Annotated in this window: 45 protein-coding genes, 1 tRNA gene and 2 pseudogenes; 26 read left to right on the top strand and 22 right to left on the bottom strand. The window is 57.0% G+C overall.

Annotated elements, in window-relative coordinates; translation table 11 throughout:
- Positions 1-41: 41 nt before the first annotated feature.
- From FHW85_RS12550 to FHW85_RS22500, 20 genes and pseudogenes are all read right to left on the bottom strand, one after another.
- Entirely contained in the window at positions 42-245 is a 204-nt protein-coding gene (locus tag FHW85_RS12550) for a hypothetical protein (RefSeq protein WP_168648446.1), read from the bottom strand.
- A gap of 438 nt (positions 246-683) precedes the next feature.
- A tRNA-OTHER gene (locus FHW85_RS12540) sits at positions 684-753 on the bottom strand.
- Between the two features lie 401 nt (positions 754-1,154).
- Complete coding sequence (locus FHW85_RS12535; RefSeq protein WP_168648444.1) at positions 1,155-1,415, bottom strand: hypothetical protein; 261 nt, start codon at positions 1,413-1,415, stop codon at positions 1,155-1,157.
- Between the two features lie 95 nt (positions 1,416-1,510).
- The gene (locus FHW85_RS12530; RefSeq protein WP_168648443.1) at positions 1,511-2,146 is read right to left on the bottom strand and encodes a serine protease; all 636 of its coding nucleotides are present in this window, start codon (positions 2,144-2,146) and stop codon (positions 1,511-1,513) included.
- Positions 2,143-2,619 (bottom strand): annotated as a pseudogene (locus FHW85_RS22575) (lysozyme). The gene FHW85_RS12530 and the pseudogene FHW85_RS22575 overlap by 4 nt, the downstream one beginning before the upstream one ends.
- A gap of 400 nt (positions 2,620-3,019) precedes the next feature.
- Entirely contained in the window at positions 3,020-3,295 is a 276-nt protein-coding gene (locus tag FHW85_RS12520) for a hypothetical protein (protein ID WP_168648442.1), read from the bottom strand.
- 247 nt (positions 3,296-3,542) lie between these two features.
- Complete coding sequence (locus FHW85_RS12515) at positions 3,543-4,031, bottom strand: hypothetical protein (RefSeq protein WP_168648441.1); 489 nt, start codon at positions 4,029-4,031, stop codon at positions 3,543-3,545.
- Positions 4,028-4,876: a hypothetical protein gene (locus FHW85_RS12510; protein WP_168648440.1), complete on the bottom strand. Its 849-nt coding sequence runs from the start codon at positions 4,874-4,876 to the stop codon at positions 4,028-4,030. Before FHW85_RS12510 ends, FHW85_RS12515 begins: the two co-directional genes overlap by 4 nt.
- Before the next feature lies 1 nt (position 4,877).
- On the bottom strand, positions 4,878-5,084 hold the full coding sequence (locus FHW85_RS12505) for a hypothetical protein (protein WP_168648439.1): 207 nt from the start codon (positions 5,082-5,084) through the stop codon (positions 4,878-4,880).
- 211 nt (positions 5,085-5,295) lie between these two features.
- A complete protein-coding gene (locus FHW85_RS12500; RefSeq protein ID WP_168648438.1) occupies positions 5,296-5,793 on the bottom strand; it encodes a hypothetical protein in 498 nt (165 codons plus the stop codon).
- Between the two features lie 48 nt (positions 5,794-5,841).
- Positions 5,842-6,126: a hypothetical protein gene (locus FHW85_RS12495; RefSeq protein ID WP_168648437.1), complete on the bottom strand. Its 285-nt coding sequence runs from the start codon at positions 6,124-6,126 to the stop codon at positions 5,842-5,844.
- Positions 6,127-6,129: 3 nt separating this feature from the next.
- Positions 6,130-6,525 (bottom strand): hypothetical protein, encoded by a 396-nt coding sequence (locus FHW85_RS12490; protein ID WP_168648436.1) that lies wholly within the window; start codon positions 6,523-6,525, stop codon positions 6,130-6,132.
- Positions 6,525-6,806 (bottom strand): hypothetical protein, encoded by a 282-nt coding sequence (locus FHW85_RS12485; RefSeq protein ID WP_168648435.1) that lies wholly within the window; start codon positions 6,804-6,806, stop codon positions 6,525-6,527. The genes FHW85_RS12490 and FHW85_RS12485 overlap by 1 nt, the downstream gene beginning before the upstream one ends.
- Positions 6,807-6,810: 4 nt before the next feature.
- Positions 6,811-7,095, bottom strand: a complete 285-nt coding sequence (locus tag FHW85_RS12480; RefSeq protein ID WP_210427769.1) for a hypothetical protein — start codon at positions 7,093-7,095, stop codon at positions 6,811-6,813.
- On the bottom strand, positions 7,092-7,511 hold the full coding sequence (locus FHW85_RS12475; protein ID WP_168648434.1) for a recombination protein NinB: 420 nt from the start codon (positions 7,509-7,511) through the stop codon (positions 7,092-7,094). Before FHW85_RS12475 ends, FHW85_RS12480 begins: the two co-directional genes overlap by 4 nt.
- 3 nt (positions 7,512-7,514) lie before the next feature.
- The gene (locus tag FHW85_RS12470) at positions 7,515-7,736 is read right to left on the bottom strand and encodes a hypothetical protein (protein ID WP_168648433.1); all 222 of its coding nucleotides are present in this window, start codon (positions 7,734-7,736) and stop codon (positions 7,515-7,517) included.
- 239 nt (positions 7,737-7,975) lie between these two features.
- Positions 7,976-9,316, bottom strand: a complete 1,341-nt coding sequence (locus FHW85_RS12465; protein ID WP_168648432.1) for a replicative DNA helicase — start codon at positions 9,314-9,316, stop codon at positions 7,976-7,978.
- A complete protein-coding gene (locus FHW85_RS12460; protein ID WP_168648431.1) occupies positions 9,313-10,008 on the bottom strand; it encodes a hypothetical protein in 696 nt (231 codons plus the stop codon). Before FHW85_RS12460 ends, FHW85_RS12465 begins: the two co-directional genes overlap by 4 nt.
- 323 nt (positions 10,009-10,331) lie before the next feature.
- The gene (locus tag FHW85_RS12450; RefSeq protein ID WP_168648430.1) at positions 10,332-10,469 is read right to left on the bottom strand and encodes a hypothetical protein; all 138 of its coding nucleotides are present in this window, start codon (positions 10,467-10,469) and stop codon (positions 10,332-10,334) included.
- Entirely contained in the window at positions 10,466-10,819 is a 354-nt protein-coding gene (locus FHW85_RS22500; RefSeq protein WP_168648429.1) for a helix-turn-helix transcriptional regulator, read from the bottom strand. Before FHW85_RS22500 ends, FHW85_RS12450 begins: the two co-directional genes overlap by 4 nt.
- Positions 10,820-10,974: 155 nt before the next feature.
- Here FHW85_RS22500 and FHW85_RS12440 point away from each other — a divergent pair, with 155 nt between their 5' ends.
- From FHW85_RS12440 to FHW85_RS12320, 26 genes and pseudogenes are all read left to right on the top strand, one after another.
- Positions 10,975-11,541 (top strand): helix-turn-helix transcriptional regulator, encoded by a 567-nt coding sequence (locus FHW85_RS12440; RefSeq protein ID WP_168648428.1) that lies wholly within the window; start codon positions 10,975-10,977, stop codon positions 11,539-11,541.
- 75 nt (positions 11,542-11,616) lie between these two features.
- Positions 11,617-11,931 carry a hypothetical protein gene (locus tag FHW85_RS12435; protein ID WP_168648427.1) on the top strand — a complete coding sequence of 105 codons (315 nt, stop codon included), beginning with the start codon at positions 11,617-11,619 and terminating at the stop codon, positions 11,929-11,931.
- Positions 11,928-12,323 (top strand): Rap1a/Tai family immunity protein, encoded by a 396-nt coding sequence (locus tag FHW85_RS12430; RefSeq protein WP_168648426.1) that lies wholly within the window; start codon positions 11,928-11,930, stop codon positions 12,321-12,323. The genes FHW85_RS12435 and FHW85_RS12430 overlap by 4 nt, the downstream gene beginning before the upstream one ends.
- Positions 12,324-12,454: 131 nt before the next feature.
- Positions 12,455-12,598, top strand: coding sequence for a hypothetical protein (locus FHW85_RS12425; RefSeq protein ID WP_168648425.1), 144 nt, complete (start codon positions 12,455-12,457; stop codon positions 12,596-12,598).
- A 3-nt stretch (positions 12,599-12,601) separates the two neighbouring features.
- On the top strand, positions 12,602-12,814 hold the full coding sequence (locus FHW85_RS12420; protein ID WP_168648424.1) for a hypothetical protein: 213 nt from the start codon (positions 12,602-12,604) through the stop codon (positions 12,812-12,814).
- Positions 12,811-13,038, top strand: a complete 228-nt coding sequence (locus tag FHW85_RS12415; RefSeq protein ID WP_168648423.1) for a hypothetical protein — start codon at positions 12,811-12,813, stop codon at positions 13,036-13,038. Before FHW85_RS12420 ends, FHW85_RS12415 begins: the two co-directional genes overlap by 4 nt.
- Positions 13,035-13,226 carry a hypothetical protein gene (locus tag FHW85_RS12410; protein ID WP_168648422.1) on the top strand — a complete coding sequence of 64 codons (192 nt, stop codon included), beginning with the start codon at positions 13,035-13,037 and terminating at the stop codon, positions 13,224-13,226. The genes FHW85_RS12415 and FHW85_RS12410 overlap by 4 nt, the downstream gene beginning before the upstream one ends.
- The gene (locus FHW85_RS12405; protein ID WP_168648421.1) at positions 13,223-13,543 is read left to right on the top strand and encodes a hypothetical protein; all 321 of its coding nucleotides are present in this window, start codon (positions 13,223-13,225) and stop codon (positions 13,541-13,543) included. The genes FHW85_RS12410 and FHW85_RS12405 overlap by 4 nt, the downstream gene beginning before the upstream one ends.
- A 173-nt stretch (positions 13,544-13,716) precedes the next feature.
- Positions 13,717-14,274, top strand: a pseudogene (locus tag FHW85_RS12400) (recombinase RecT); the annotation flags it as partial.
- Positions 14,275-14,555: 281 nt separating this feature from the next.
- On the top strand, positions 14,556-14,981 hold the full coding sequence (ssb, locus tag FHW85_RS12395; RefSeq protein WP_168648420.1) for a single-stranded DNA-binding protein: 426 nt from the start codon (positions 14,556-14,558) through the stop codon (positions 14,979-14,981).
- 36 nt (positions 14,982-15,017) lie between these two features.
- Positions 15,018-15,293 (top strand): hypothetical protein, encoded by a 276-nt coding sequence (locus tag FHW85_RS12390; RefSeq protein WP_168648419.1) that lies wholly within the window; start codon positions 15,018-15,020, stop codon positions 15,291-15,293.
- 25 nt (positions 15,294-15,318) lie between these two features.
- Positions 15,319-16,104, top strand: a complete 786-nt coding sequence (locus FHW85_RS12385) for an AAA family ATPase (RefSeq protein WP_168648418.1) — start codon at positions 15,319-15,321, stop codon at positions 16,102-16,104.
- Between the two features lie 2 nt (positions 16,105-16,106).
- Positions 16,107-17,162, top strand: coding sequence for a hypothetical protein (locus FHW85_RS12380; protein ID WP_168648417.1), 1,056 nt, complete (start codon positions 16,107-16,109; stop codon positions 17,160-17,162).
- Positions 17,162-17,377 (top strand): hypothetical protein, encoded by a 216-nt coding sequence (locus tag FHW85_RS12375; RefSeq protein ID WP_168648416.1) that lies wholly within the window; start codon positions 17,162-17,164, stop codon positions 17,375-17,377. Before FHW85_RS12380 ends, FHW85_RS12375 begins: the two co-directional genes overlap by 1 nt.
- On the top strand, positions 17,374-17,499 hold the full coding sequence (locus FHW85_RS22495) for a hypothetical protein (protein ID WP_282597535.1): 126 nt from the start codon (positions 17,374-17,376) through the stop codon (positions 17,497-17,499). Before FHW85_RS12375 ends, FHW85_RS22495 begins: the two co-directional genes overlap by 4 nt.
- A 17-nt stretch (positions 17,500-17,516) precedes the next feature.
- Positions 17,517-17,783: a hypothetical protein gene (locus FHW85_RS12370; RefSeq protein ID WP_168648415.1), complete on the top strand. Its 267-nt coding sequence runs from the start codon at positions 17,517-17,519 to the stop codon at positions 17,781-17,783.
- Positions 17,780-17,983: a hypothetical protein gene (locus FHW85_RS12365; protein WP_168648414.1), complete on the top strand. Its 204-nt coding sequence runs from the start codon at positions 17,780-17,782 to the stop codon at positions 17,981-17,983. The genes FHW85_RS12370 and FHW85_RS12365 overlap by 4 nt, the downstream gene beginning before the upstream one ends.
- Positions 17,980-18,243 (top strand): hypothetical protein, encoded by a 264-nt coding sequence (locus FHW85_RS12360; RefSeq protein WP_168648413.1) that lies wholly within the window; start codon positions 17,980-17,982, stop codon positions 18,241-18,243. The genes FHW85_RS12365 and FHW85_RS12360 overlap by 4 nt, the downstream gene beginning before the upstream one ends.
- 2 nt (positions 18,244-18,245) lie before the next feature.
- A complete protein-coding gene (locus FHW85_RS12355) occupies positions 18,246-18,608 on the top strand; it encodes a hypothetical protein (protein WP_168648412.1) in 363 nt (120 codons plus the stop codon).
- Positions 18,601-19,362 (top strand): hypothetical protein, encoded by a 762-nt coding sequence (locus FHW85_RS12350; RefSeq protein ID WP_168648411.1) that lies wholly within the window; start codon positions 18,601-18,603, stop codon positions 19,360-19,362. The genes FHW85_RS12355 and FHW85_RS12350 overlap by 8 nt, the downstream gene beginning before the upstream one ends.
- Positions 19,362-19,523: a hypothetical protein gene (locus FHW85_RS12345; RefSeq protein WP_167254496.1), complete on the top strand. Its 162-nt coding sequence runs from the start codon at positions 19,362-19,364 to the stop codon at positions 19,521-19,523. Before FHW85_RS12350 ends, FHW85_RS12345 begins: the two co-directional genes overlap by 1 nt.
- On the top strand, positions 19,520-20,014 hold the full coding sequence (locus FHW85_RS12340) for a hypothetical protein (RefSeq protein ID WP_168648410.1): 495 nt from the start codon (positions 19,520-19,522) through the stop codon (positions 20,012-20,014). The genes FHW85_RS12345 and FHW85_RS12340 overlap by 4 nt, the downstream gene beginning before the upstream one ends.
- On the top strand, positions 20,007-20,219 hold the full coding sequence (locus FHW85_RS12335) for a hypothetical protein (protein ID WP_168648409.1): 213 nt from the start codon (positions 20,007-20,009) through the stop codon (positions 20,217-20,219). Before FHW85_RS12340 ends, FHW85_RS12335 begins: the two co-directional genes overlap by 8 nt.
- Entirely contained in the window at positions 20,216-20,419 is a 204-nt protein-coding gene (locus tag FHW85_RS12330; RefSeq protein ID WP_168648408.1) for a DUF551 domain-containing protein, read from the top strand. Before FHW85_RS12335 ends, FHW85_RS12330 begins: the two co-directional genes overlap by 4 nt.
- Entirely contained in the window at positions 20,419-20,604 is a 186-nt protein-coding gene (locus tag FHW85_RS12325) for a cell wall metabolism sensor histidine kinase WalK (RefSeq protein ID WP_168648407.1), read from the top strand. Before FHW85_RS12330 ends, FHW85_RS12325 begins: the two co-directional genes overlap by 1 nt.
- 180 nt (positions 20,605-20,784) lie before the next feature.
- On the top strand, positions 20,785-21,780 hold the full coding sequence (locus FHW85_RS12320) for a tyrosine-type recombinase/integrase (RefSeq protein ID WP_168648406.1): 996 nt from the start codon (positions 20,785-20,787) through the stop codon (positions 21,778-21,780).
- A gap of 61 nt (positions 21,781-21,841) precedes the next feature.
- On the opposite strand, the gene FHW85_RS12315 is transcribed toward FHW85_RS12320, so the two are convergent.
- Together FHW85_RS12315 and FHW85_RS22190 are read right to left on the bottom strand one after the other, a co-directional pair.
- On the bottom strand, positions 21,842-22,051 hold the full coding sequence (locus FHW85_RS12315; protein WP_168648405.1) for a hypothetical protein: 210 nt from the start codon (positions 22,049-22,051) through the stop codon (positions 21,842-21,844).
- A gap of 516 nt (positions 22,052-22,567) precedes the next feature.
- On the bottom strand, positions 22,568-24,271 hold the full coding sequence (locus FHW85_RS22190) for a hypothetical protein (RefSeq protein WP_210427767.1): 1,704 nt from the start codon (positions 24,269-24,271) through the stop codon (positions 22,568-22,570).
- Positions 24,272-24,277 lie beyond the last annotated feature (6 nt).

Here is a 24,277-nt window from a genome sequence, read left to right as displayed (position 1 = left end):
GCGAGACATAAGGATTCCTCTGATTGAAATTCAGTTGGCGTTTAGTTGAACTGCCTGCTTACTGGTTCTTCGAGCATGCTTGCGGCGATACGAAGCATCTTCGCTAACACGTCGCGCTGAGCATTCGGAGCGATGACACGTACATCATTGCCATTGGTTCTGACCAGGATAGCCAGCTCGTTCTCCTGGGCGTAAGTGCGGACAATGCCGGCCACTTGCTCGTCAATCGACTCAAGGACGTTCACGCTACGGCACCTACTCTCTAAAGCGACGCCAGTTATTCATACGGAAATACGCCTGGATTCTTCGGCGACCATGGCGACAAGCTGAAAGATTGTATTGGCACCTTTCCTCCATGGCACCCTACCCCTAATCCTGGCTTCTAACATGTTTGCGGAGTTGTCTCCATTTCGTAGATGGCTAGGATTGACGCACGACGGATTGTCGCAAGAGTGAAGAACAAGATCAGGCTGATCACCATAGAACATCACGTAGGAGACGCGATGAGACTGCATAACTTTGCCGCGAACAGAGAACTGACCATATCCTTTCTGGTTTTTAGATGCCTACCAATTCCAGCAACCAGACTCCGTGTCCTGCTTCACCTTTGAAAGGAAGGAGTCCTTCCTTATCAAGGATGGATCAATATACGCCCGCTTCCCGTGATTCATCGTTGCCCTTAATGGCGGGGGTGGTCGGAATTGCGCCGACATTACCTGTTTTAGAGACAGGAGTAGCACCTACGCGCACCCCATCATGCTTGCCAAAGATGCGCGACCAATTGTCAGCCAGCGTCTTGTCATCGACAGCAGGTGGCCTGCGATCGCTACCCTTGCTCATTACGGACCAGGAGGTTGATAGTTGACGCCCAAGTAATACGTCAGCGCGGCGAAGGTCTCAAACACCACGCATTCAGTCGGATCTGCGCCAACACGGGGCATGCAGATGTAACCATTGGCCGAGCGCTAAATGACAACAGTGCTGCCAGCGAGCCAGGTGGGAACGCTCATTTCGTCTCCTTGGTGGGTTTAGACCAGCCGCAAATCTGCTTGCCGGTCTCGTCGTGATCGAGGATTTGTCTTGCCGTGCCGTCTGTCAGGCTGTCGTCCTTACTCGGATAGATAGGTTTGACCCATTCACATCCGTTGTTCGGCTCAGTCGCGGGTCCAGCTTTGCAGCTTGCCAGCAGCGCTATCAGGAGCAGCATCACCAATCCGCTGGATAGGCGCATCGGAAAGCTTTTGGGTTTCCTGCTCAACATGGCTTCGAACCTGCGCGCGTTTAGTGATTTGCTTCTGAGCCTCAATCTCAACCTTGGACTGCTTGGCTTCGTCGTGGATGCGGGCGAAATGCCAGCCACCCAGCAGCAGTACGATCGCCAAGACGGCGATAACGATGAGCTTGATGCGACCCATCTCAGAAGCCGTCTACTACGTCGTTCATTCGCACGGCTCCCCGTATTTGCTGAGGATGAATAGATAAATCGCCACGATTGCCACAATAATCAACATCATGGCGATTTCATTGAATAGATAAGGCCTGGCATGGAGGTGTCAAAGTTGACCGCCTCTCGCCACTGGCCCGGAGTAAATGCCAGGTCGAATGACCCCATGGTCTTCATGTAGCCCTCGCCAACCTGCTGGTACAGGATCGAGATAACGCCGATCAACTGTCCGTCACGGTTGAAGATGCCCGCTCCACTGTCGCCGAAGTAGCCGTTCAGGTCGTACAGCGTCGCCGATGCTTCAGGAAACTTCTTGTGCCCGGCGACATTGCCCTGACGGTAGATATCAACCAGCTCGCCAGGGTTGCCGATCACATAGACAGAATCACCCTGATTGGCCTCGTGGCCGCGCAGCGCGGCTTCCCTAAAGCTCAGGCTGGTCACCAACAACAAATGATCGTGCTTGTCGTCATAGGCCTTGTAGACCACCACCGGAATTCCATCGATGGCGAGCGAATGCGCATCAGCCAAGCAATGAGTAGCGGTCAAGATGGTGTTCTTGCCAACCACTGTGCCAGAGCAACTACCGTTGTCCATGGTGAGATGGACGGCAACCTTGTGGATCTTATCCACCGGGCTAGAGGCGCACCCCGCGAAGGCCAGTAAGGACCAGATGACCGCGAGATGTGCCAAGGTTTTCATGACTGCTTACCCTCACAAAGGGCGCGCTCTGCGGCCCTACGACGCACTAGACCAGGAAGCTTTTCACCGTTGGAATAAACCCAGCGGTTGATTTCTGCACAGGCCCCCGGCATATCGCCAGCATTAGCCTTGCGGACCAACGTTGACTGGCAGAAAGCTGCAGGCCCAACGTTGTATGTGAAAGAGGTGAAGGCGGCTGCCTCATACGGCCTTAGTGGCACTCGCACACAGCGCTAGACCGCGGCATAGGCCACTGCGAGATCGCCCTCTAGGAGCCTTTGGCACTCTTCCTGCGTAGCTACCGTGCCCGGGTTAACATCCGAACCCGTGTGGCCGTAGCAGATGGTCGGTATGCCAACCGGATCGGCGTACGTATGCGGAATGTAGCCCTCGAAATGCACTACTAGGCCAGCGGCCAGGCTCAGAACCAGACTGGCGGCTCCAGCTCCGACCTTAAGTCGGGTGCTTGCCATGGCGCTTAGCCCTCACCCACTTGATGCCCTTGTATCCAAGCTAGACGATGAGCATGGAGGTGTAGATGCTCGCCAGCAGATAGGAGATTGGCCCCCAGGGAATGTCAGCGATCCAACTGGCCCCGAAGAACGCTGCCAGCGGAGACGCCATAGCAGCATCACGAAGCACCTCATTCCCCTGAGCCATGGTTATTTCTTCTTGCCCAAGATCTTATTGGCCTTGCTATCGATCTTGGCCTTAGCGGCCGGCGACAGATTGCCCCTAGCTTCCTGCTGGCTAGCACGAGCCTTGGCGTTGGCGGCGTGGCTAGCATCCGGCATCGGATACTTGCGCTGCCCCGGAAGGCCGAAATCACTGGAAAGGAGACCCTTCCTCTACTTGCCAGTAAGCTTTGCCATGTCATTTCACCGCTGTTAGGTTGGTCTTGCTTTTGCCTTTGCCAATCACCACCCAGCGGTCATCCTCGGCGCTTAGGCCGTAGATGTCGCCAGGCTTATCTGGAATATGGAGCGCTTCGAAACCGCGAGCTTTGCAGAACTCGCCAACACCCTGCGGGAAGATGTACTGACCGCTATTGGCCGTACCGCCGCCGCTATAGACGACCCAATCGGCATCGCCGTGGTCTTCTTCCAGGTCAATCTCGCCGACAATATCAACTTCGGTTTCGTCGGTCATGGCTGGCTCCGAATGAATCTGGGTGGCAGAACGCCTACGCGTCGGCTTTACAGGCCACGGGTTCCCAAGGTTGTAGAGGGTTTTAACCTTTCGGACCTCTCCCGACCTCTCCATGCAGCCGGACCCGCATGGACGATATCTAGCCTGCTGCCACCCAAAACTTGTAAGTGCCGCTGGCCGTTAGGTCCCAGCGGCGGGAGACGGCGGCGCACCGCTATTCGCCTCCCTCATTTGTCAGTATGCATAATCAAGGGTGGATGATCGTTCCGGGTCGAAAGCGAGCATGAATCCAGTCGGGCTGTACGAATCCGGCCCAGCGATAGAACAGACCCTCAGCAAGCTTTCGCGTTGCCAAGTAGTCCTCACGGCGAACTCGGAACTTCTCAGCCCTGGTTGCAGCACTTCGCCTGATTCCGCAGAAGCGGTCAAATCCATCCAAGATCGCTCCTTTCGTCCAGATGCGGTCCTTATTGGCAATCCCTCGTCCTGTGCGATGGATAAAATCGAACGCCATCTGACACAGGCCAATGCGGTGCAGTTTCGAGCCACCCCAGAACGCCTCTAGCAGCTCAGGAGGCAGGCCGCTCTTACGGGCAAAGGCCAGGGCTGCCATATCGTCCGTCGTGTCCACGCAGTCCTCTAGCCCGGCTAGAAGACGCCAGAAATTGGTCTGCCCCTCGATCTTCGCTAGGCGCTCACACGGGTGGGGAGGCCGCTTGTCCCAGAACTCGCTCACGCTGCCCTCGCCAAAGTGAATCGCTGCTCAGCATTCGGGTACTTCTTCTGCAGGAACTCATGAAGCTCAATGCCTTCGTACTTCCGGCATAGCGCCTGCAAAGTGACCGGCATAGGCTCTAGATCCCCGTTGTTACGCACGTCGTTCAGCACGACAATCCCGCGCCAGTCGTTGTTTCGCTGGTGGCCGCGGTATCCCTCATCGTGCAAATAGGCTGACCCGGCGACGATGCCGTGGATGGTCCGGCCTATAGGCAGTGGCCGTCGATGCACCAAATAGCCCTGCTCATGGCCGCACACGAACGTCGCACCGATCTTGTTCAATCGGTTGTCCATCGATCCGCCGATGGGGCGGTCTGACTTCTCCATCTGGAAGTAATGGGAGTAATTCACTCCGTCCACTTCTACCACTCGCAGGAACGGATGCCGCTCGAATCCCTGCGTGTCCAGATGGTGTTCGCCAATCGTGCCGGCGAACCGAGGATCGTTGTTGATCGCTCGGTTGATCCGATTCTCGTGGTTGCCGAACGTGAAGATGCAACGAGGATTCCAAGCACCACGACGGCCACGGATCAATCGCGCCTGCTCAGCCCGCATTGGAGCCACCAGACGGGCATAGGCGTCGTTGCCGGTGGCTACGTCGTCCTCGTACCTAGCGCCCTCCTTGGCGAGGGATCCGGGGCCGTCATGCGACGACAGGCTAGGCATGTCCCACCAATCACCGATGTTCACGATCACATCCGGCTTATAGTCCACGATGGCCTGAGCGATCCAATCGATATGATCGGTTGGAACGCCCGGGCGAACCTGGCAGTCGGGGATAACGAAATGACGACGCGCGGCCATATCAGTCCAGAATCGCCTTGACCTTCTCCGCGATGCGGAGAGCACGGCTAGCCTCTGCTTTGTGGGCTGCGCTTTCTGAGACCAGACGATAAGACTCCGCCTCTTTCTCCGTCGCCTTATCCGTCAACGTCTGCGCGTGCTTGGTAAGCTTGTCGATCTTGCTTTCGAGGTCGCCAACGATCTTGCTAATGGTGTTCTGGAAGAGCATTGAAGTAATCCTCTTAGCCCGGAGTGATGGTTGCCATAATGGCGATGGCTACGATCAATATGACAATCATTGCGGAGATCCAAAGTGGCGATAGAACCCACCACCAAGACCACGCGATTGCGCCAAAAAGTTTTGCGCCGATGAATAAGAGGGTCAGTAGACCCACAAATCCAATGCGGCCAGTATTTGCATGTGCTGCCTCGGACATCTCTCAGACTCCGGTTGAGTTATCGTCACGGCTGTATTCGTCGCGAAGCGCTTCTGCGGCCATGGGATGGCTCTGTCCATGCCGCATGGACACATCAACTTCTTGGGCGGCAACGAACCCACGAACCATCCAGCTACACCATGGAGCAGCCTCCTGGCACTGCTTAGCCTTCAACAGCTCATGCAGGTAGCCGGAAGCATTGAAGATGAGCGCGCACAGCTCAGTCTCGACATCGTCACCGCTCTTGGTTCCATAGCCTCGGTGCGCTCTCCACCAGTCGCGGAAGTGGCGAAAGCCGGACTTCATGTAGTCCTTGAGCGGAATTCCTAGCTGCCAGTTGTCAGACTCGCGGTAGCTTCCATCTGGAAGACGGCGCTTCAAATGCATGTATTCACCAAAGCGCTCGATCACCAAGGGACTAAGAAATCCCTCAAAGTCGATCTTGTCCGTATCGGTGTCGCGAGTTGCACCAGAGGCGAATTGACGTATCGGAGCGCTCATGCACCAACCTCGATGTAGTTGGTGCCATTCTCTTCGCGCACGGGAAACTCAGGGGGAAACCAAAAGTACCTTTCTTGGTTTCCCTATAATCTTGTTGAAGCGCTTGCGCGCTGCCTGTTGGGTGATACCAAGTCGGTAAGCCACCGCTTTTGACCCATGCTCACGAAACAGCATTTCGTACTGCCGCTCATTCTTCGCCTTCGTCTCTGCGACGATGGCAGTCTGCTCAGCGAATAGAACTATCTCATCCACCGCTTCGTTGGGCACGTCGAATTCGTTAGCCAGTCGATCGGCGAACTCCCGGATGGCATCTTTCAGGCGTGCGTAGTTCATGGCTTACCCCTCAAACAAGTCAATCTCACGAAGCCGCAGCACGAATCCTTGATAGTCCAGTTCCTCCGTGTACTGGTGATCGAAGGTCCATGCCTCGTTGATCCCAAGAACCTCGCGCATCCTCATCCGAATACGCCAACCTTGCCGGTTGATCTTGTAGGCGAGGACCGGGGCTTTTTTGCACTTTGCTGCATCGGTGCAGGTTTGCTGCCACCAGGTCTTAATGCTGGTCTTGGCTGCGTGCTTGCACTGCACTGCGAACGGTCCCAGCAGGATGTCTGCCCCACCATCACGGGCCTGTCCCAGAGTGCGCTTGATCGTCATGCCAAGATCGTCGGATAGCATGGAAGCCAGCTGATTCTCGGCCCTGGCCCCTTTATCGCGCTGCATCTTGCCCATCACGCGACCATCCGCCCTTTGCCCATCACGGCCTCAAGGTCCTCCACCAGCCAGTCACGGTTCACCTTGCGCTTGTAGTGTCCAATGATCTTCAGTCGGTGCAGGAAAACCGCACTGTCTGATTCCGTTTCGATGTGAAAAACGCTACCGCGGCGGTCATAGCCAACCGCCCAGGTATGTGCCCCACCACGATTCATCATGCGGCGATCAATCTTCCGGGCGATCTGGTCGGCCGTGTCATCGTGGATGTTGCCGACCGGGATGGGCTTGATCTTGAACATGGTGTTACCTCTTGAGGATGAGTAGGCCATTGCGGATAAGCCAGTCATGGGCACGCAAAATGGCCTTGTCGATAAGTGCGCGGCGTTCATCGCGCGATAGGTGACGCCCCGAATCGATGGAAGCGTGGCATTCCGGGCAAAGCGGTGCCGTCATCCATGGATCGGTCTTCTTGCCCATGCCCTTGCCTTCATTGCGATGGGCCACCTGAACGCCATAGGCGCCACACAGAGCGCACGTTTCCATCATGGCAACGGCAGCGAACCATCTACGTTCTTCAGCGGTGCTCACTGATGCAACTCCACATCATGCTCGGCACAGTACGATTGGGCGAATTCGATAAGTTCCGACATCTCGCTAACGGGCAAACGCCGGGTCTGGATTCCAAGGTTCACCACGCTATGACCATCTAGGCTGGGAACGACTTTCCCTTGGCCGCGATCAGTGGCTCGCGCCCAGCAATCCACGAGCAACCTTTTCCATCCTTCGGTATCGATGGTTTGACCAGCCCACTGGCGCTGCTGAGATAGTTCGTGGCAAATACTGTGGAACATGTCGTTCTGCTCCGTGCTGCGCCTGGACGCCATCTCGCCCACCGTCACCCTCACCCGTTTCCCTGCCGCAACCATCTTGGTCACAAGATCCCATGCGCCGACCATGTTCTGGCGCGCGTCTGACTTGGTGAGGGTGAAAGACTTAGAGGCCATGGCTTATTTGCTGATCTGTACAAACAGGAACTTCGGACCACGCTTGATGATCTTGGCGATACGGGTGCCAAGGGCCGTTGAATGCACCCATCGCGCATCTTCACGGCGCAGATAACCCATTGGAGTGAGTTGGCCTCCGATCGTCACCCACTTGTCATCGACATAGATCAGGCCTGGATCATTGACAATGCGCTTCACATCACCGGTCTTGAGCGTCTTAGCCATGTCTGCGTTTCCTCTGCTTGGTTAGTTGGTCATGCAGGAGAAGCTTGTCTACGTCAGTCCCTTCGAATGGAACGGGCTTGCCAACTTCCCTATCGCCCTCTTTTGCGTACTTCACTTTTGCTCCCGGGAATGCGCGCCTCACTTCGTCCACAATCTGCGCAACTCCAGGCATCCATTCCCGCATCTTCTGAGCGCGTTGCTCGGCCGCAACCTGGTCTGCCCTGACTAGAGAAAGGGCGTCACTCGTGTTCGGCATAGTTTTCGAACCTCATGCAGTCGGCGAGCCACGCGGCTTTCACGATGCCGGTGGGCCCGTGTCGGTTCTTCTCGATGCTCAGGATAGCTAGCGCCTCTTCGGCGCTATCGTCGTGCACGGCTGGCCGGTAGAGCGTGATGATCTGGTCGGCCTCTTTCTCGATGGACGAGCTGTCTGACAAGTCGCCCATGCCAGGCTGCTTGTCGTCACGCTTGTCGACATCGCGACTCACCTGGGCAAGCGACACCACCGGGATGCACAGCTCGCGGGCAAGATCTTTAAGACCCTGAGCCACCTCACCCACATGCTCATCACGGCGAGCGTTCTTTCCGGCACGGCTAGAGCGGATGCGTTGCAAGTAGTCCACGAACAGCACGCGCATACCGTTCTGCTGCTTCCACTTGCGGGCCATGCGCGATACGTCGGCAATGGACGGCGAGCTGCGGTCGTAGATTTGGCAGACGCGATCATTCAGTTCTTCGATGGCGTAAGCGAGCTTTCCGTAATCCTCATCACGGAAGCGGCCATTGCGCATCTTCTCGGCAGCTACCTTCGACTTGGCGGCGATGATTCGGCCACCCACCTGCACCATGGGCTGCTCGGCAGAGACAATCCCGCACGGCACCTTGCAAGCGATGGCGAAGTTGAGCAGTAGAGCTGTCTTGCCCATCGCAGGACGTGCGCCCACCACGATCAGGTCTGAGTCGTGCCAGCCGCCCAGAACGCGATCCAGACGCTTCAGGCCCGTAGGGATGCCGGGAATGTCATCGCCCAGCTCACGCGCTCGCTGGGCCTCTTGGTAGGCCGCAGCCATGGCCTGCTTCAGCGTGAACTCAGAGCGCGTCTCGGTCTTCTGCAGCTCCATTAGCTCGACCACACCGCGGTCTACGAGCTGCACGCTGTCCTCGTCCGAACCGTAGGCGTCTTCCGCGAGCTTGGTAGCTCGGTCGATCACCTGACGGCGGACGGACTTGCCTCGGATGATTTCGGCGTAGGCCAGGATGTTGGCTGCGCTGGGGGTGGAGTTAGCCAGGTGGATCAGATAGCCGCCGCTTCCATCCAGCATCGTTCCAAGATCATTGGCGTCGAACCAATCCGCCATGGTCACGGCATCGCACGGCTGACCACGGGCCGAAAGCTCCAGCATCGCCCGGTAGATGAGCTGGTGGTCCTTGCGGTAGAAGTCCTGCACCGCCAACTGATCGGCAAGCGATTCGATCTTGTCAGGCACCAGCATCAGTCCGCCGAGAACAGCTTGCTCGGCGTCGACGGAATGCGGCGGCACGCGGATGCCCATGGCCCGTGCTTCGGCTGCAAGGCTCATGACAGCTCCTTGCGTTTCGGAGGCCGTGGAGCGTCAGCGGCGGTTGGCGTGGCCCGCGATAGCCAGCTCGTGATGAACCGCCCCACTCCGCGACGGGTCTTCCGGTTGGCCGGGTTCGCCAGGAGCCAGACGCGCATCTTCGCCAGCTCGGCCTTCACGTCGATCTTCGGGTAGGCGGAACGCAACTCGGCGATCAGGCCATCGGTAGCGAACTCCGACCCGTCATCGAGCGGAAGCGCGGGAAGCTCTTGAGATGGAGATGGAGATGGAGATGGAGATGGAGTGTTTCCTAACGGTTTCGAAACCGTTTCGGAAACACGCCAAGCGGAGACTATTTCCTGCTTGAAAGAAACCGAGTCAGGGATAGCCTCAATCGACTTGACGATAGCCTTCCGGATGTTGGGATTGTCAGGCTTGTTCCATTCATGGAACTTGCACACCCACACCCATTTAGTCTTCGCGCAACGCTTGGCGAAGTTAGCCGACGAAAGGGTTTCGAAACTGTTTAGTAACCGTTCCGTACTCCACCCTAGGTCTTCGCACGCATAGGCTTCCGGAAGGCGGAAAGCCCCGGATGCATTCGTGTGCGGAGACGTGAGCAGATACACCGCCAGTAGGCGGCCATCGGTATCAAGCCCAGCGAGCGTTTCGCTAGACCAGAACGACGTATGGATTTTCCCGTAATCGCGCATGAAGTGTTCCAATGGATGCGCGTGGCCTCGATCCCCCTCCCAGGGAATGGAAAGCGCGAAGGCTTGGTATTAGCTCATTGCCGCAAACCTCTTAACGAAGGTGTTGTAGTTCATGTCAGCCTTCCTGCGATTGCATGGAAGACATGCCGGCACGATGTTGCGCAAACCCATGGCCCCACCCTTCGACAACGGAACAACGTGATCTAGGGTGATTTCCATCAGCGTCAGGTGGCGGCCGCAGTAGTGACACTCGATCCACGGTCGACCACCCATGAGGATTCGACGGAATCGGTTCTTTCGCTCACCACCTTGCAGTCGACGGGTCAAGCCGCCTCCTTAACCTCAGTCAGTTCCTCTCGCCCATGCAGCTGCTTGATGTACTCAGCAGCCTTCTTGGCGACGGGGTCCCAGCTGCCCAGCTCGAAGGGAATCGGGTCGTCTTTGCCTTGGTCGGTAATCACGCGGCCTCCGAAAAGCTCGCGATGTAGGAGATGCGGTCCATCTCGCGCGGACGACCTTGGGCAGCACGGAGCGCCGATTGCAGGTCGCGGTACTGACGGACCAGATTCCAGCCGGTTGCCTCGATCAGCCGCCGAGCCATCTTCACCGTCAGCGTCCGCTCGCCCTTTTTCAGCATCGTCAGGTATGCCCCGCTGATGCCCATGCGCTTGGCGATTTCGGTCTGATGGCAGCCGGACAGGCGAAGGGACACGGCAATCGCCTCTTCCTCTGAGGCACAGAGCCGCAGCGTCTGGTCGTCCGCATTGCGTGCGGAAACCGAGGCCAGGACTCGCAATTCACCCTGATTCACTGCCCTTTACTCCCCTTCGCTTTCGTTAACAGGAATGGCTGGAGCCAAATAAAGGCCGTGAGCCGGCCTTGTGGCTCACATTAAAGCACAACTTGTATGTTGATACAAGTTCGAGTTGCTGTGCGCAGGAGGCCGCGAGCTTCAGACTTAAGCCCATGAAAAAGAAAGAAGAGTTCAACGCTGGGGCGGTTCTTGATCAGCTCATTGCCAGATCCGGCAAGAGCAAAGCTGCCCTAGCGAGGCATTTGGACGTGTCGCCTCAGGCCATTCAGAACTGGCTCAAATCAGGCGGATATGCCCGTGAACACATCAAGCCTATCTGCTTGTTTTTAGACTGTTCTGCAGACGAGCTAGTAGGACTTAGGGAACCCGCACCTCAGGTCCAGAGCGAATCTCAGGATTCTGGATTGGACCTTGAGACTCTGAAGTCCGCCCTCGCAGCAGTGAAGGAGGCGGCGAGCGCGATGGATGTGGTTATCGATGACATCTACAAGACGGCACCACTAATTGCATATGCCTATCGGGAGAGGCTCAATCTCCCGCCAAATCTTACGAAAGAAGAGTACAAAGCCTTTGATGTCGTGACGGTCGCAAGACTCAAGGGGGAGATGCGAGATGTCCAAGAAGCGAGACCCGCTCCTAGAGCAAGCCAGAGAAGCCTTAAAGCAGTTGAGACCCGCAAAGAGGAAACTAGGGGTGGTGAGCCACGAGGGAAGAATTAGCTATCTGCAGGATGCGAAGCTGCTGGAGCTTCGCCGCACCAGGCCAGAACGGCCTTCAAATACGGAGGGGGACGTATGAATAGGATGCTGTGTATGGCGGCCGTGGCCGTCGCTCTTGCCGGATGCGCCACGGGTGGCAAGATTCGAGATCTGACGGTGGGTCAGGACCGGGCGTCTGTCGAGCATCAGCTCGGCCGGCCGGATGGATATGCCCAGGTCGACGGTTATGACGTTCTTACATACAAGAATCGCCTTATGTCTGGCTGGTCATGGGATCGTGCCGACTATCAAGTTGTCTTAAGGGACAACAAGGTCGTGCAATATGGCCCTGGCGAAGTAAGACAGGCGCAGAACCATGCTGGCGTGTTAATTGTGGCGCCTGTCAGATGAAGACACTAATTTTCTTCGTCCTGATGGCTGCATCGATGACATGCGTGGGCCAAGAGAAAGCCCAATCTGCCGACATTGTCTATACAAATCTCAAGCGTTTCGTGGATTTTACGGAAGGACACCCGCCGACTCCTGACGCCGTTCAAGATGTAAGCATGTCGATGAGCGTTGGCTATATGCTTGGGTTGCTAGATGGACTTACAGTTGGGGCCGTAGTACGCCCGCACAACAACACGGACTGCCTGAAAGATCGAATCAGCACAATCATGTTGGCTCGCAACTTCATTGCCTATGTGGACGCCCATCCTTCCAAGCGAGGCTCTGAGTATCAGGGCGTTGCGATGCACTCAATAGTCAATGCATATCCATGCCTGGCACCTCTAGGCAAGTAGAGATTCGCTAGGGCGCGCAATGCGCCCTTTTTGTTGCCTATAACTTTTGGCATATACAAGTATAACTTGTATTCGTATGCAAATCATGGTTGAATTACCTCAACAGCCCAGGAGGCTGGGGAGGCAAGACCATGAAGACCACGATCTACACCGATCTGGAACAGGCCGAAATCCGCGCTGACGCTCTGGAAGCCGCCGGCCTGGATGTGGAAATCGTCGCTCGCACGGGTGGCTGGGAAGTGGTCCGCCGCGAACGCGATCTGCGGGGGTACTGAGCCATGCCCACCGTCAACTTCTACGCCGAACTGATCGGCGACAGCTTCCGCGGTGAAGCGGTCAACGCTGAGACCTACGAGACCGTATTCCGCACTCCCGGCACATACCCCGATCCGCAGATGGCACAGATGGCCGCGCAACGGATGTATGCGGCTCGGATCAATGCGGCGATGGCGCGTGAGTACGCCGATGCGCATCGTGGGGCGGTGGCATGAACCCCCGCACCCACTACGAGATGCTGGCGAAGCAGGCGGCTGGCGAGAAGGTCGATGTGCTGGCACGCATCCTCAACTGTGGTGAGTCGATGCGCGACGTGCACGACGTCGTTGCCGAGCTGATCGAAGCCTCGCGTGAAGTTGAATCTGATGCAGCGATGTTGGGGATGACCATCAAGCGCCTCAACGCCGCCCTCGCCCGCGTCGGAGGTGTGCAGTCATGAGCATCCAACTCCGCCTCATTCAAGGCGATCACCAGACGAACATCTGGAAGCTTGAGCGCTGCTATCGCGCCAAGGTCGCTCTGCCCAACGACGGCTTCGTACGCCTAATCGACTACATCGGGCCGTGGTACGGCTGGAAGCAGATCGATCCGGAAGCCTCCGTCGCAACGTGGAAGACGAAGCAGTGAACGCCGTCCTTGCGCTTGGAATGGGCGACTTCCACGACCGCGAACGTGATCGCCAAGAATATCGGGACGCAGCGATTGAGCGCGAGTCGGCTGAGCTATACGCCGATGACCAGGAGGTGAGCGAAGCGCTGTGTGACTTCCTCTCTTACCTGCGCGGCCATCGCAACGACCCCAAGGTTCTCGAAGCCATCAGCGCACTTCGCGATGGCGACCATCTTTACTTCGGCAATCTTTGTGCGCAAGCCGTGGACAAGCGGCTTGATCAGAAGGCCGAGGACAACATCACCGAACGCAACGCTTCCATTGAGCCTTACTGACCCATGAAAACGATCAAGCAGCTCCTCTCAGCGTTCATAGCGATTGATATCCCGATTCTCATTGCACTGCGTCTAGCGGCGTGATGCGACTCCCTCTAGCTGCTGGTGGACCTCCCGCGCCGCTCCCGGCGGCGTTGCAGCAGCACCGGGACTAATTAACTCGGAGCAATTTGATGAACATGGTTGTATCAAATGAGCAGGCCTCGGTGGGTGTTCTTGGCTCCTTGGCCAGTCACTACGGCATGGACAAGGGGGCCTTCATCCAGACGGTAAAGGCTACCGTGATGTCTGGAGCGAACGTATCCAATGAGCAGTTGGCGGCCTTCTGCCTGGTTGCCAAGGAGCATAAGCTCAACCCGTTCACCAAGGAGATTTTCGCCTTCCCGAGCCGTGGTGGCATTGTCCCCGTGGTCAGCGTTGACGGCTGGATGAAGCTCATCAATTCACACCCGCAGTTTGACGGGATGGAATTCAAGGACGTCCTGAACGAACAGGGCGGACTGCTTGCGGTTACCTGTCGCATCTTCCGCAAGGACCGCTCACATCCGGTCGAAGTGACGGAATACATGAGCGAGTGCCGCCGAAATACGGATGTATGGAAACAGTGGCCGGCCCGCATGCTTCGTCACAAGGCCACCATTCAAGCGGCTCGCTATGCCTTCGGCTTCGCCGGCATCCTTGAGCAGGACGAGGCTGAGCGAATGGGCGACGCCACATCTAACCAAGCGGAAATCGTTCCAGCCATCGCGATCACGGATGACCGCAAGAAGCGTTGCGATGAGGCCGCCGAACAGTACCGCCCTTCGGTGGACCTGATTAAGGCAAAGATCTCCGAGTGGGATCAGGACGACAACTCGGACCACCTCTATACCGTAGCTGAAGCGTGGTACGGGCTTCCGCAGGCCGCTCAGATGGATCTTTATCTAGCCCCGTCCAAGGGTGGCGTTTTCACCACGCACGAGCGTGACGTCATCAAAACCAAACTTCCCAAGCAAAGCATCGAGGACGCAGCATGAGCAGGGGCATCAATAAAGTCATCATCGTCGGCAACTTGGGCGCCGATCCCGAAACCCGCTACACCGGCAACGGCACCGCGATCACCAACCTGCGCATCGCCACCTCCGAGCAGTGGACCGACAAGCAGAGCGGCGAGCGCCAGGAGCGCACCGAGTGGCACCGCGTGAAGCTGTTCGGCAAGCTGGCCGAGATCTCCGGCGAATACCTGAAGAAGGGCCGCCAGGTCTATATCGAAGGCTCGCTGCGCACCGACAAGTACACCGACAAGGACGGCGTCGAGCGCTACAGCACCGACATCGTCGCCAATGAAATGCAGATGCTTGGCGGTGGTGGCGAACAACAGCAGCGCAACCCCACGCAGCGCAGCGCTCCGCCGCCGGCCGACAACAACAACTTCGAAGACGACGACTTGCCGTTCTGACGAGTCGTTCAAACCACATCACACGCAGGAGTACGTATGAGCACCAAGATCCTGGCCGTCAGCGGCGGCTTCTATTTCTTCGGCACTGAGGTGCAGGCCCAGGAGGGTTACATCGCCCTCAAGAAAGCCGCGATGTTTGGCGGCTTCAGTGGTGGTAAAGGCCTTCCGGGCGTGGCTCGCGGCGACAAGTCGGCCACGGTCACGCTGGATCGTTTCGATGCGGACGAAGAGCTTCTTTTCCCCGTTACGGCCGTCTTCGCCATCCTCCCGGCCATCGACCTGTACGCCTTCAAGGGCACCACGCTGCGCTGATCCTCGGGCATAAGGGAGAGCTGCTATGAACCATCTGTTTTCGCCCGATGTTCCCATTCTGCTGATCGGTCCGCCCGGCGTGGGCAAGACCGCCAGTGTCCAGGCTCATTTCGATCACGCCGAAGTCGTGCTTACGTCCACGCTGGTGGAGGAAGACATCGCCGGCCTGCCGTATCGCGAGGGTGAGTACGACTATCGGACGATTCCCTCGATCTTCCGTCGCCTGCAGGAGGCTTCCGACAAAGGACAAAGCACCGTCCTGTTTCTGGACGAGCTGGACAAATCGCGCAGGGCTGTGGCTGACACGCTTCTCACCCTGGTCGCCTCGCGACGAGTCGGCAATGCATCGCTTCCCAACAAGACGTGCATCGTCGCAGCGGCCAATCCCCCTGAATTCGGTGGGGGCGATGGAATCAGTGACGCGATGATGTCGCGCTTCTCCGCCATCGACTATATGCCCGATGTGTGCGCATGGTCGGAATGGGCCGACAAGCAGTTCGCCTCCAACGAGGCCAAGATGGTGATTTCCTCGGTACGAAATGGTGAGCTTGCCATTTTCGACATGGTTGGCGAAGGCCTGTCCAAGCGAATCACCACACCGCGCACGCTGACGATGGCTCTTAAGGTTCTTGAGCGCACCGGAACCGATGAAGGTTTCGACTCGATCATGCGCGGCCTTCTCACGCCGGCTTCGGCCAGCCAGATCCTCCACATCGTCACGCATACGCGAAACGAAGTCATGAATCACTCGATCATGAATGCGCGGAGCGGCGTCTCGAAGAACAAGAACCGTCCTGTCCTCAGGGTGTAACCATGCAACTGACCGCCGCCCCCATAGTCCGTCAGCCCATGCATGTGGTGGGTGCTCCTGGAAAGACGGACTTTGTCCGAATCTACCTCGCATCTGAGCTGAATAAGTCCGAATACAGGACGACGCTCAGGCATGAGCAGGGACATGTCTGGTCAGCCCATAACCGGCGACGCCCGAAGGAAGCCATACAAGAGCTTTGGGTAATCGCCTGCGAAATGGAGATCGCCAGGACGATCTACGACCAGACCGACATCGACAATATCAATGCACCGCGTTCGCGCCTAGCAGGTGGATACCTACCTGGCTCGATTAAGGGCTTGCCTGACGATGTTGTGTTGGCCGAAGACATTTATGAGTGGCTCGTCACCCATCCAGAGCAGAAACCGTCCATGCAGTGCTGCGGTTGCGGCATGGGTGATGGCGATAGTAGTGACTCGGAAGAAATAGACGGCGGAGCGGTGTCCATTGCCGCTAGGGAGAAGCTTGACAGCGACGAGAGACAGAAGGAATCGCAGGTTGCCGCTGAGGCAAGCTACGCCTTGCTGAAGAACCGGACACCATCACTCACTTGCGCGGTAGATGCTGCGCTGCGTGTTCGTATCGAGCGTGAGCGTTCTTATCGTCGTCCATCCCGTAGATATGACAATGTTTCACTTCTCCCGGCCGGATCAATTTCCACTCCCCGTCCGCCGCTGGTAGAGATTTTCGTAGATCGTAGCGGTTCGTTCACGCCACAGAAGACGCGCATGGCTGAGCAGAGGCTTAAGGAGCTTCTCGCAAGGTACGGATCTTCCATCCGCTCGGACGTGTGGTTTTTCGGTAATGGAAAGCTTTCAGACAAAGACTACGGCGGCGGCGGCGATACGCCCTACCAGTTGATTCCCGCACATCTGCAGAGCACTAAGCCGAAGCTGGCAATCATCATCACCGATGATGATCCGGTGTCGGACAGGATTGGTCAGGTTGATCGCTCAACCAGTGTTATTTGCGTCCCCATTGGTTGTGATTGCACCAACCTGGCGCGCGTCCTCCGCGGCACCGATGTGGCGCAAGCCTAATGAAGTACCCGAAGGGCTACGGCTACGGCTACGGCGACGGCTACGGCTACGGCTACGGCAACGGCTACGGCAACGGCAACGGCTACGGCTACGGCGACGGCTACGGCGACGGCAACGGCTACGGCTACGGCTACGGCAACGGCTACGGCAACGGCTACGGCAACGGCAACGGCTACGGCTACGGCGCTTACCCCTACCCCTTGGTGACGCGATGAAGTACCCGAAGGGCTACGGCTACGGCTACGGCTACGGCTACGGCTACGGCTACGGCTACGGCTACGGCTACGGCGACGGCAACTATCCCTATTCACTTACGACTAAGAGCGCTCAGCCATGAGCCAAAGGCCACTCCCTATGACGAGTTACACGGATGAGCAGGTGCGCAACGCGCTTGAGTATCACGCCATAACCGGCGCGCGTTGCGCTCCCGAATTGGTTGAATCCCTCCTCGCCGACCGCACCCGCCTGCAAGCGGAGGTGGAGATGTTGATTAATTCTGCGGATCGATTGTTAGAGGCATCCCATCACTGCACTGAAAATCAGTGGTGCGGAGAGGATGAGCCGTGGGAAAACATGCGCCAAGCCATCGACTCCACCCGAGCCAAGAAGGGGGATGTATGAGCAACCTAAAGCAATATTTGCAGTACGTGAGGAATACCAATGGCGGAGCGACGAAAGATCATTTTATCGATGATTACGACCCCATTGGTGAAACGCTGTGGAAGCAGCTGAAATACCACCTCTATGTCTCCGAGGATACGAATGGTCGCATCTATCTAACAGATGCAGGCAATTCCGAGTTAGACATGGAGGATGTATGAGCAAAAGACTGCGTACTTCTCTTGAATTGAAGGATGGCGAATCAATCGTAACCGCCTATGCAAAGCCCTGCGCTGGGCCTGGATGGTCGAACATGCCTATATGGGTCGTTATCCGTGATCGAGAAGGCATCATGCGCGAGGCTTGCATTCAGCCAGAGCAGCAATCAGCCGGCATGCACCTTCTATACCGCATTTCTTCCGCCATTAATTCGGAAATGACGTACGAGGTTGAACGCGAGATTACGGGGAGGAAGGTATGAGCATGACCACCAACCACGAACATCTGCGCGATGTGGCTAAGGTGGTGCTCACAGCTCCGGAGCGGATTTTTCTTCAAGTATCCGACCAGGAATGGGATAGCGATAAGCCATTTCCAGTCGACTGCGACGGCGTTAGCTGGTGGAAAGAGCCAGTGCTCGACGTAGAAGTTCAATATGTCCGAGCTGATCTTTTCTCAGCAGCAGAAGACGGACTCGCTCGCCTGCGTGGCGTCATGAAGCGAGCACTCGCTGAGTTGGAAAACTACCGCAGCGATTGTGAGAGCTATGAGGCGCCCGAGCTTGTTGATGAACTGGATGCCACCATCGACGCCACCCGAGCAGCCATCGGAGACAGCCATGAGTGAGATGACGCCTAAACATGGCATCAGTGGTCTTGTCGACGTATTAATCCGCAACCTTTGTGGGCGTAGTGGTTTCGATGCAGCCTTTGACGTCGGTCACGAAGTGTTGCGTGAAATAGAGGACGAAATGGCTACGACCATTAAGACGTTCATCGACGCCCACCTCACCCGCGATCCGGTGCAGATGACGGATGGCATGGTCTACGCCTCCGATGTCATGGCCGCACTTCGACAGGTAGCAGACTTCGTATTCGTGCATCAGGGCTGGGAACTGTCCAACATCCATCTCTGGATCGAAGAGTCATTCGGCGAATCCCTCTCCGCGCGTATGGCGCAGCCTATGGCGGCGAAGGTGCCGGAGGAACTGCCACGCAACGGGGTGACTGTTCGTGAGCATGAATACAACGCCGGCTGGAATGACTGCCGCGAAGTGATGCTGTCTCACATGAACGAATCCCAACCCCACTCGCAAGCCGCGCAAGGCGGTGAGGCGCAGGGGAAGGTGGTGGAGTGCGGAGGATGTGCGCCGCCCATCATCGCGATGCACAGCGCCGAGCGCGCGGCCGTGCCGGAGGGGATGGTGCTGGTGCCCCGTGAGCCGACACAGAAGATGATTATGGCTGGATCGGCATCGCTTAAATGCGATGTGGACTACACGCGCCGACCACAGATGCCGACTCGTCAGCGCGCAGCACGCAATGCCTATGTGTCGATGCTATCCGCCGCCCCGACGCTCGCCGGGAAGGAGAAGGGGTGATGATCGCTGCCTGCAAACGCCACAAGTGGAAGTGGTTAAAGAACGTCATCGTTAGAACCGAGCGCGGGTTCATGGTCCATATCATGAAACGCGGACGCTATGAATGCGAAAAGTGCGGCAAGCGTCGCATTGGCGTAGTCAAGCCGGAGGTGCAGCCATGACCGACGAGCAGAAGGTGCGCGCGGACTTCGAGGCATGGTGTCGTGACAATGGCATCTACATCGGCAAGAGAATCGACGGCCACGACTACAACTACCGCGAGACTCGCATCGCATGGAGTGCATGGCAAGCCGCCCTCTCCCATGCCAGCGCAACTGCCGAGGAATGCTCGGTAGATGCGAACGACGCATTCACGCTGATGCGCTTCATCTTCTCGCACTTCGGCGATGTGTCTATGTCGCACCACCTGACGGACGAAGTGGTCGCGGCAACTCGTCGAATCGAGGCCGTGGCGGCGAAGACGGGCAACCAGGCAGTAGCGCCTAAACCGCTCGGATGGTTCGACACACTACGTGTCGGAACCAACTCCGGCCACGGCCATGCGTGGGCGAGACCTGACGGCGTGAAGGCACGCTGCGGCGGACCAGCGCTATGCAGTCAGTGTGCGAGAGACCAAGCCATCGCGGCCAAGAGAGGTGATGGGAATGGCTAAGCTCCTCAAGTGCGATACCTGTGATCGCATCTCGCCTGATGCCAATGGCCTGCATCAGGCAAACCACTGGTTCACAGTGACGGTCTCGCTTCCTCGCCTGGGTGGCGGATTGCCTAACGTCCAGAGCGAATATCTGGTGTGCGATGAGTGCTTCAAGGGCACTGTCAATCTGACGCTCGATGCGGCCAAGAGGGGTGAGAAATGAAGTGGCAGCCGATTGGTGAGGCGCCAGTCCCGAAAGACGACATGGTGTACAACCGAATCTACGTTTTGCTGTGGGGCATTGGGTTTGACCGTCCAAGCATCGGCTGGCCGACTGTTCATAACGGCTGGATGGATGAGGATGGTGACGAATGCGAACCAACCCACTGGATGCCGCTGCCTGAGTCGCCGGAGGTGGAGTAATGAGCAACTTCATCGGCACATGGCTTGGAAAGCCCATCGAATCTCTTGAGCGTGATGAGCTTCTGGAGGTTATCCAATACCTTAGCAAGCGACTCGAAGAAGCCAGAGAACAGTCATCGCACTATCGGGATCATGTGGACTGGCTGAGTTATTTAAGTGATGGAGATCGAGATGGGCGCCGCTGAGGATCTAAACCTATCCGGCAAGGACTGGCTAACCGTCATCGAGGCGGCGCACTACTGCGGCGTCCATGAGGACACGTTCGCCAAGAGAGCCAGCGAATACGGACTTCATCCCCGCAACTTCATGGGCAAGAAGCTCTACGAGAAGGCAGAGCTTTACAAGGTCATATACCAATCACCGCAATGGCAAAGGTCACCCTCTATTGGCGCGATGGAACTGCCTACCTCAATTGGAGGGATGGCAATGGCCGTCAGCGGAAATCCATCGGTAGACGAGGCGCTATCGAGGCTGAGACGATCCGCGCCGCGAAAGAAGCGGAGCTGACCTATGGCGTAAGGATCATTAGTACGGCGCCTAAGCTTGCTGACTTCATCGAGCACTATCTGGAGTGGTACAAGGCTGAGCACCCGCGAACGCACGGGAAGGCTAAAAGCGAGCTACGTCTCCTGAAAGCCGAGTTCGGTCATCGCCCTATCGACACTATCACGACGATGGAAATCGAAGCCCATAAGGCTAGGCGCCTGACGAAGGATCGAGCAGCCAAGGAGACAGTCAGCAAGGAGCTTCGGCGGTTCAGAACGGCTATCCGACGCGGCATGCGGTGGAAGCTGTTTCAGGTTGATCCCATGGAGGGCGTGGAGATACCGCGCGGCGTACGAAGCGTGGCGGTGAAGTTCTACGGCAAGAAGGAGCTGGTCAAGCTCTATGAGGCCAATCCGTCCAGATCCAGCCTGTGGCGATTCATGACGCACACCGGTATTCGCCGCGGTGAAGTGGCCGGATGCTCCAAAGAGAAGGTGCGCCGCAACGTCCTCCATGTGGAATCAGAACCCGGCGAGAACGAAGAAGGACGCACCAAATCAGGAAGGTGGCGCGATGTTCCTCTCAACAAGGAAGCCAGGAAGGCATTCGCTGAGCTTCCTGATCCGCTCGTATCTGTCCACCCGGACACCATCTCCGACTGGTTTGCGGAGGACGCCAAGAAGGCTGGCATTGGTGGGAGCCTACATCGCCTGCGGCACACGTTTGGTGCCACCCTGACGATGGCTGGCGTGCCTCTGAGGCGCATCCAGCTACTCATGGGCCATGCCGATTACGCGACCACCGAGAAGTACTACGCTCACCTCACGCCGAACGGATCGGACAAGGCCGTGATGCTTCTGGAGAAGCTGCTTTAGTCACACCTTGGGCACAGTTGCGTTGCAAGTGTTTGATTAAATTGATGCAAGCAACCCCCTCCTAAGGGGATGGTGCCCCGTGGAAGGTAAGCATACTCTCCAGCTTGTCGGCGGCCCAATCGTGCTCTGGGCCAGCGTCTTCGATGATCGCCTCCGCTTCGCCCGCAAAGGCAGACCAAAACTCGCCTGGCTCGGGGAAATGCTCCAGCAGGTGCGGAAGATAAGCCTCAATTCGGTTCAAGGCTTTTTGTAGAGTGGCACGAGTCGTCATGGCCTCAACCTAAAGTCGCCGCGTCTCATAGGCCGAGAATGCCGAACGCCCCGGATCGTGCTGGACTGGTAAGGTCGCTCCATGATGAACCGCCCAGCGCGCCACGCGCGCGAAGCCCTTCTCCTTTGTACCAACCGAGAAGGACTTGACTCTGTCGGAGCTAACGTTGGGACACCAGACCAGATGCCACCGGTTGTCGATGCGCGCATGTGCACTAATGAGGCAAAGTTGCCCGTGACGTGAGACTCGATAACCCGGAACAGGTAGAGAGCGTGGTCAGCTGTGAAACGGGGCCGCTCGCATTCGATAACGATGGACATTTCGTTAGGCTACGCTGGGGATGTCTCAGTTCCTGCGAGCAACTACCTGCCTGCTTATGAGTCCCCTCTTGGGTCGGAAACAGACCGTCGACTGGGTGAGCATTCGTCACGCCACCAGACCCCGGTAACGTTCATTTTGTCGTCCGACCTTGCCTAAAACAGAGGGTTGGGAATGCTCATAAGTGATTCAACTGAATCAGCCATCTCCCGGGGTCTCAGGCTTGGCAGGGTCGAGTTCCAAATACACATAGTGTGCCTCCCGCCTTAGCCCCTCAGCGGGAGATGTCTTGACCAGCCGGCAGTTTTCTTCATCGTACGCAGTATTGGCTACAAGGCATGTCTCCGCGACCCGGAAATTGTACTTGTGAAGCCAAACATAGTTCTTGCGCGTCCACGCAAGAACCGCCTTGTGCAAAGCGCGACCTCTGTCTTCATCCTTGCCCTCTCTTAACCCCATCACGTTGAGGCAGAAGGCGAGGATCTTTGCCCCCTTGAAATTTGGGAAGTCACTCATGCGCGCAACCTCGTCGTATAGCTGCCTTCTAACCTTAAACATCACGACCTTTCCCGCAACATTGGCTAGCTTGTGGGACTCGAACAAGCCATCCCATACTAGGTTGTGCTGGATGTTCCAACACTCCCACCAGGGCGATGCGACGGACGATGCATGAAAAATCACTTCGCAGATCATGCGTGCGAGGTGGTCATAGAACGTTTCATGCAGGTGACGATGCTCCCCCTTCACGCGGAGCTGCAGATGGGGCGGCAACGGCTTCTTGCCAAGGATTTCAATCGCGTCAGCAATGAAATCGACAACGACGCGGAGGCGTGCGTAGATATCGTTATCCCACGCCAACCCGGCGACGCCGTTGAGCTTATAGAGATCGGAAACCGAGTTCTCGATATAGCCCTTCGCGCGGAACAGAACATACGAATGCTCGGCCGCTCCTTTTTCTACGTAGTCTTGAAAGGTCAACAGGACAACGCGGCAATAGGCTTCCCACTGTTCCGCATCCCACCTGGCCATCACCTGGTAGTGAGGATCTAGCAGGGTGCCTATGGTTTCTACCATTCTGTAATTGCTAAACATGGCTTGGCTAAGAGGCTTGTGGTAGCCAATGAGTCCACTGTCGTAGCCTTCCGCCTCGTTATACAGAAACGAATCCTTGTTTGCGATGGCCTCGCCCACAATGTTTTTTCCGAACGTGCCGATGTTGATCGCGTACTTATTCTGTTCGCTCATTTCCTGGAAGATCGCGAGCGCCGTTGCCGGGGACGATTCCACGACAGTGCGACAGAACCTTCTATCCCCAATCAGTAGTAGCAGGTCGTCTGCCAGGCCTTCGACCAACGGTGTCCGACCACGCACATTTTTAGCACCCATGTCAGGCGAAGGGCGGCCGTCTGATGCATACCGAACTAGCGCCTTAGCCGAATGGATCAGTTCCTCGGCCACCACTACAAGTTCGTTTGGCACACCTTTCAAGATGTTCTGATAGAGCGCCCAGGCGTACCACCTAGCATTTCGCTTTCCATAAATCGGGGGCCTTATGAATGCAAACCACGCCCAAGTCAGAAACGTGAGGAGGAATGCGGCTGCCAGAATGGCCTGCCAAACGGTCGGGCTAATCAAGTTTCCGTTTGGGACCAACCATTGCTCGGCTCTCCACAGGTCGGTCAACAGCGTAAGGACGCCAACGATCGCGACGACAAAGTATGTGGTTCGTCGCAGCGGAAGAGGTGCTGTCATGACCCGGAAGCGATAGCGAGCATCCGCAATGGTCCAGGCCAAAACCATAAGCGCGAGACCCGCCAGGAACTCAGGGTATCCGAAGAGTTTGGGCCCTTTCCCATCCAGTGGCACGAAGCAAATTGCCCAAAGACATCTCACATGCGTCACACGCAC

Source organism: Dyella sp. SG609 (genome assembly GCF_012275375.1).
GTDB lineage: Bacteria > Pseudomonadota > Gammaproteobacteria > Xanthomonadales > Rhodanobacteraceae > Dyella_D > Dyella_D marensis.
Note: the sequence above shows the minus strand (reverse complement) of the source record. Positions and strands in the feature narration are given on the sequence as shown.

Excerpts from the sequence above, each read along its gene's own strand:
- FHW85_RS12510 (WP_168648440.1), bottom strand. The coding sequence starts at position 4,876 with ATGGCCGCGCGTCGTCATTTCGTTATCCCCGACTGCCAGGTTCGCCCG.
- FHW85_RS12495 (WP_168648437.1), bottom strand. The coding sequence starts at position 6,126 with ATGAACTACGCACGCCTGAAAGATGCCATCCGGGAGTTCGCCGATCGA.
- FHW85_RS12535 (WP_168648444.1), bottom strand. The coding sequence starts at position 1,415 with ATGGGTCGCATCAAGCTCATCGTTATCGCCGTCTTGGCGATCGTACTG.
- FHW85_RS12335 (WP_168648409.1), top strand. The coding sequence starts at position 20,007 with ATGGCTAAGCTCCTCAAGTGCGATACCTGTGATCGCATCTCGCCTGAT.
- FHW85_RS12365 (WP_168648414.1), top strand. The coding sequence starts at position 17,780 with ATGAGCAACCTAAAGCAATATTTGCAGTACGTGAGGAATACCAATGGC.
- FHW85_RS12390 (WP_168648419.1), top strand. The coding sequence starts at position 15,018 with ATGAGCACCAAGATCCTGGCCGTCAGCGGCGGCTTCTATTTCTTCGGC.
- ssb (WP_168648420.1), top strand. The coding sequence starts at position 14,556 with ATGAGCAGGGGCATCAATAAAGTCATCATCGTCGGCAACTTGGGCGCC.
- FHW85_RS12415 (WP_168648423.1), top strand. The coding sequence starts at position 12,811 with ATGAACCCCCGCACCCACTACGAGATGCTGGCGAAGCAGGCGGCTGGC.
- FHW85_RS12370 (WP_168648415.1), top strand. The coding sequence starts at position 17,517 with ATGACGAGTTACACGGATGAGCAGGTGCGCAACGCGCTTGAGTATCAC.
- FHW85_RS12425 (WP_168648425.1), top strand. The coding sequence starts at position 12,455 with ATGAAGACCACGATCTACACCGATCTGGAACAGGCCGAAATCCGCGCT.
- FHW85_RS12505 (WP_168648439.1), bottom strand. The coding sequence starts at position 5,084 with ATGCTCTTCCAGAACACCATTAGCAAGATCGTTGGCGACCTCGAAAGC.
- FHW85_RS22495 (WP_282597535.1), top strand. The coding sequence starts at position 17,374 with ATGAAGTACCCGAAGGGCTACGGCTACGGCTACGGCTACGGCTACGGC.
- FHW85_RS12435 (WP_168648427.1), top strand. The coding sequence starts at position 11,617 with ATGAATAGGATGCTGTGTATGGCGGCCGTGGCCGTCGCTCTTGCCGGA.
- FHW85_RS12490 (WP_168648436.1), bottom strand. The coding sequence starts at position 6,525 with ATGGGCAAGATGCAGCGCGATAAAGGGGCCAGGGCCGAGAATCAGCTG.
- FHW85_RS12385 (WP_168648418.1), top strand. The coding sequence starts at position 15,319 with ATGAACCATCTGTTTTCGCCCGATGTTCCCATTCTGCTGATCGGTCCG.
- FHW85_RS12485 (WP_168648435.1), bottom strand. The coding sequence starts at position 6,806 with ATGTTCAAGATCAAGCCCATCCCGGTCGGCAACATCCACGATGACACG.
- FHW85_RS12500 (WP_168648438.1), bottom strand. The coding sequence starts at position 5,793 with ATGAGCGCTCCGATACGTCAATTCGCCTCTGGTGCAACTCGCGACACC.
- FHW85_RS12465 (WP_168648432.1), bottom strand. The coding sequence starts at position 9,316 with ATGAGCCTTGCAGCCGAAGCACGGGCCATGGGCATCCGCGTGCCGCCG.
- FHW85_RS12440 (WP_168648428.1), top strand. The coding sequence starts at position 10,975 with ATGAAAAAGAAAGAAGAGTTCAACGCTGGGGCGGTTCTTGATCAGCTC.
- FHW85_RS12345 (WP_167254496.1), top strand. The coding sequence starts at position 19,362 with ATGATCGCTGCCTGCAAACGCCACAAGTGGAAGTGGTTAAAGAACGTC.
- FHW85_RS12315 (WP_168648405.1), bottom strand. The coding sequence starts at position 22,051 with ATGACGACTCGTGCCACTCTACAAAAAGCCTTGAACCGAATTGAGGCT.
- FHW85_RS12330 (WP_168648408.1), top strand. The coding sequence starts at position 20,216 with ATGAAGTGGCAGCCGATTGGTGAGGCGCCAGTCCCGAAAGACGACATG.
- FHW85_RS12420 (WP_168648424.1), top strand. The coding sequence starts at position 12,602 with ATGCCCACCGTCAACTTCTACGCCGAACTGATCGGCGACAGCTTCCGC.
- FHW85_RS12520 (WP_168648442.1), bottom strand. The coding sequence starts at position 3,295 with ATGACCGACGAAACCGAAGTTGATATTGTCGGCGAGATTGACCTGGAA.
- FHW85_RS12340 (WP_168648410.1), top strand. The coding sequence starts at position 19,520 with ATGACCGACGAGCAGAAGGTGCGCGCGGACTTCGAGGCATGGTGTCGT.
- FHW85_RS12530 (WP_168648443.1), bottom strand. The coding sequence starts at position 2,146 with ATGAAAACCTTGGCACATCTCGCGGTCATCTGGTCCTTACTGGCCTTC.
- FHW85_RS12325 (WP_168648407.1), top strand. The coding sequence starts at position 20,419 with ATGAGCAACTTCATCGGCACATGGCTTGGAAAGCCCATCGAATCTCTT.
- FHW85_RS12360 (WP_168648413.1), top strand. The coding sequence starts at position 17,980 with ATGAGCAAAAGACTGCGTACTTCTCTTGAATTGAAGGATGGCGAATCA.
- FHW85_RS12470 (WP_168648433.1), bottom strand. The coding sequence starts at position 7,736 with ATGGCTAAGACGCTCAAGACCGGTGATGTGAAGCGCATTGTCAATGAT.
- FHW85_RS12460 (WP_168648431.1), bottom strand. The coding sequence starts at position 10,008 with ATGCGCGATTACGGGAAAATCCATACGTCGTTCTGGTCTAGCGAAACG.
- FHW85_RS12380 (WP_168648417.1), top strand. The coding sequence starts at position 16,107 with ATGCAACTGACCGCCGCCCCCATAGTCCGTCAGCCCATGCATGTGGTG.
- FHW85_RS12350 (WP_168648411.1), top strand. The coding sequence starts at position 18,601 with ATGAGTGAGATGACGCCTAAACATGGCATCAGTGGTCTTGTCGACGTA.
- FHW85_RS12430 (WP_168648426.1), top strand. The coding sequence starts at position 11,928 with ATGAAGACACTAATTTTCTTCGTCCTGATGGCTGCATCGATGACATGC.
- FHW85_RS12355 (WP_168648412.1), top strand. The coding sequence starts at position 18,246 with ATGACCACCAACCACGAACATCTGCGCGATGTGGCTAAGGTGGTGCTC.
- FHW85_RS12475 (WP_168648434.1), bottom strand. The coding sequence starts at position 7,511 with ATGGCCTCTAAGTCTTTCACCCTCACCAAGTCAGACGCGCGCCAGAAC.
- FHW85_RS12320 (WP_168648406.1), top strand. The coding sequence starts at position 20,785 with ATGGCAAAGGTCACCCTCTATTGGCGCGATGGAACTGCCTACCTCAAT.
- FHW85_RS12375 (WP_168648416.1), top strand. The coding sequence starts at position 17,162 with ATGAAGTACCCGAAGGGCTACGGCTACGGCTACGGCGACGGCTACGGC.
- FHW85_RS12410 (WP_168648422.1), top strand. The coding sequence starts at position 13,035 with ATGAGCATCCAACTCCGCCTCATTCAAGGCGATCACCAGACGAACATC.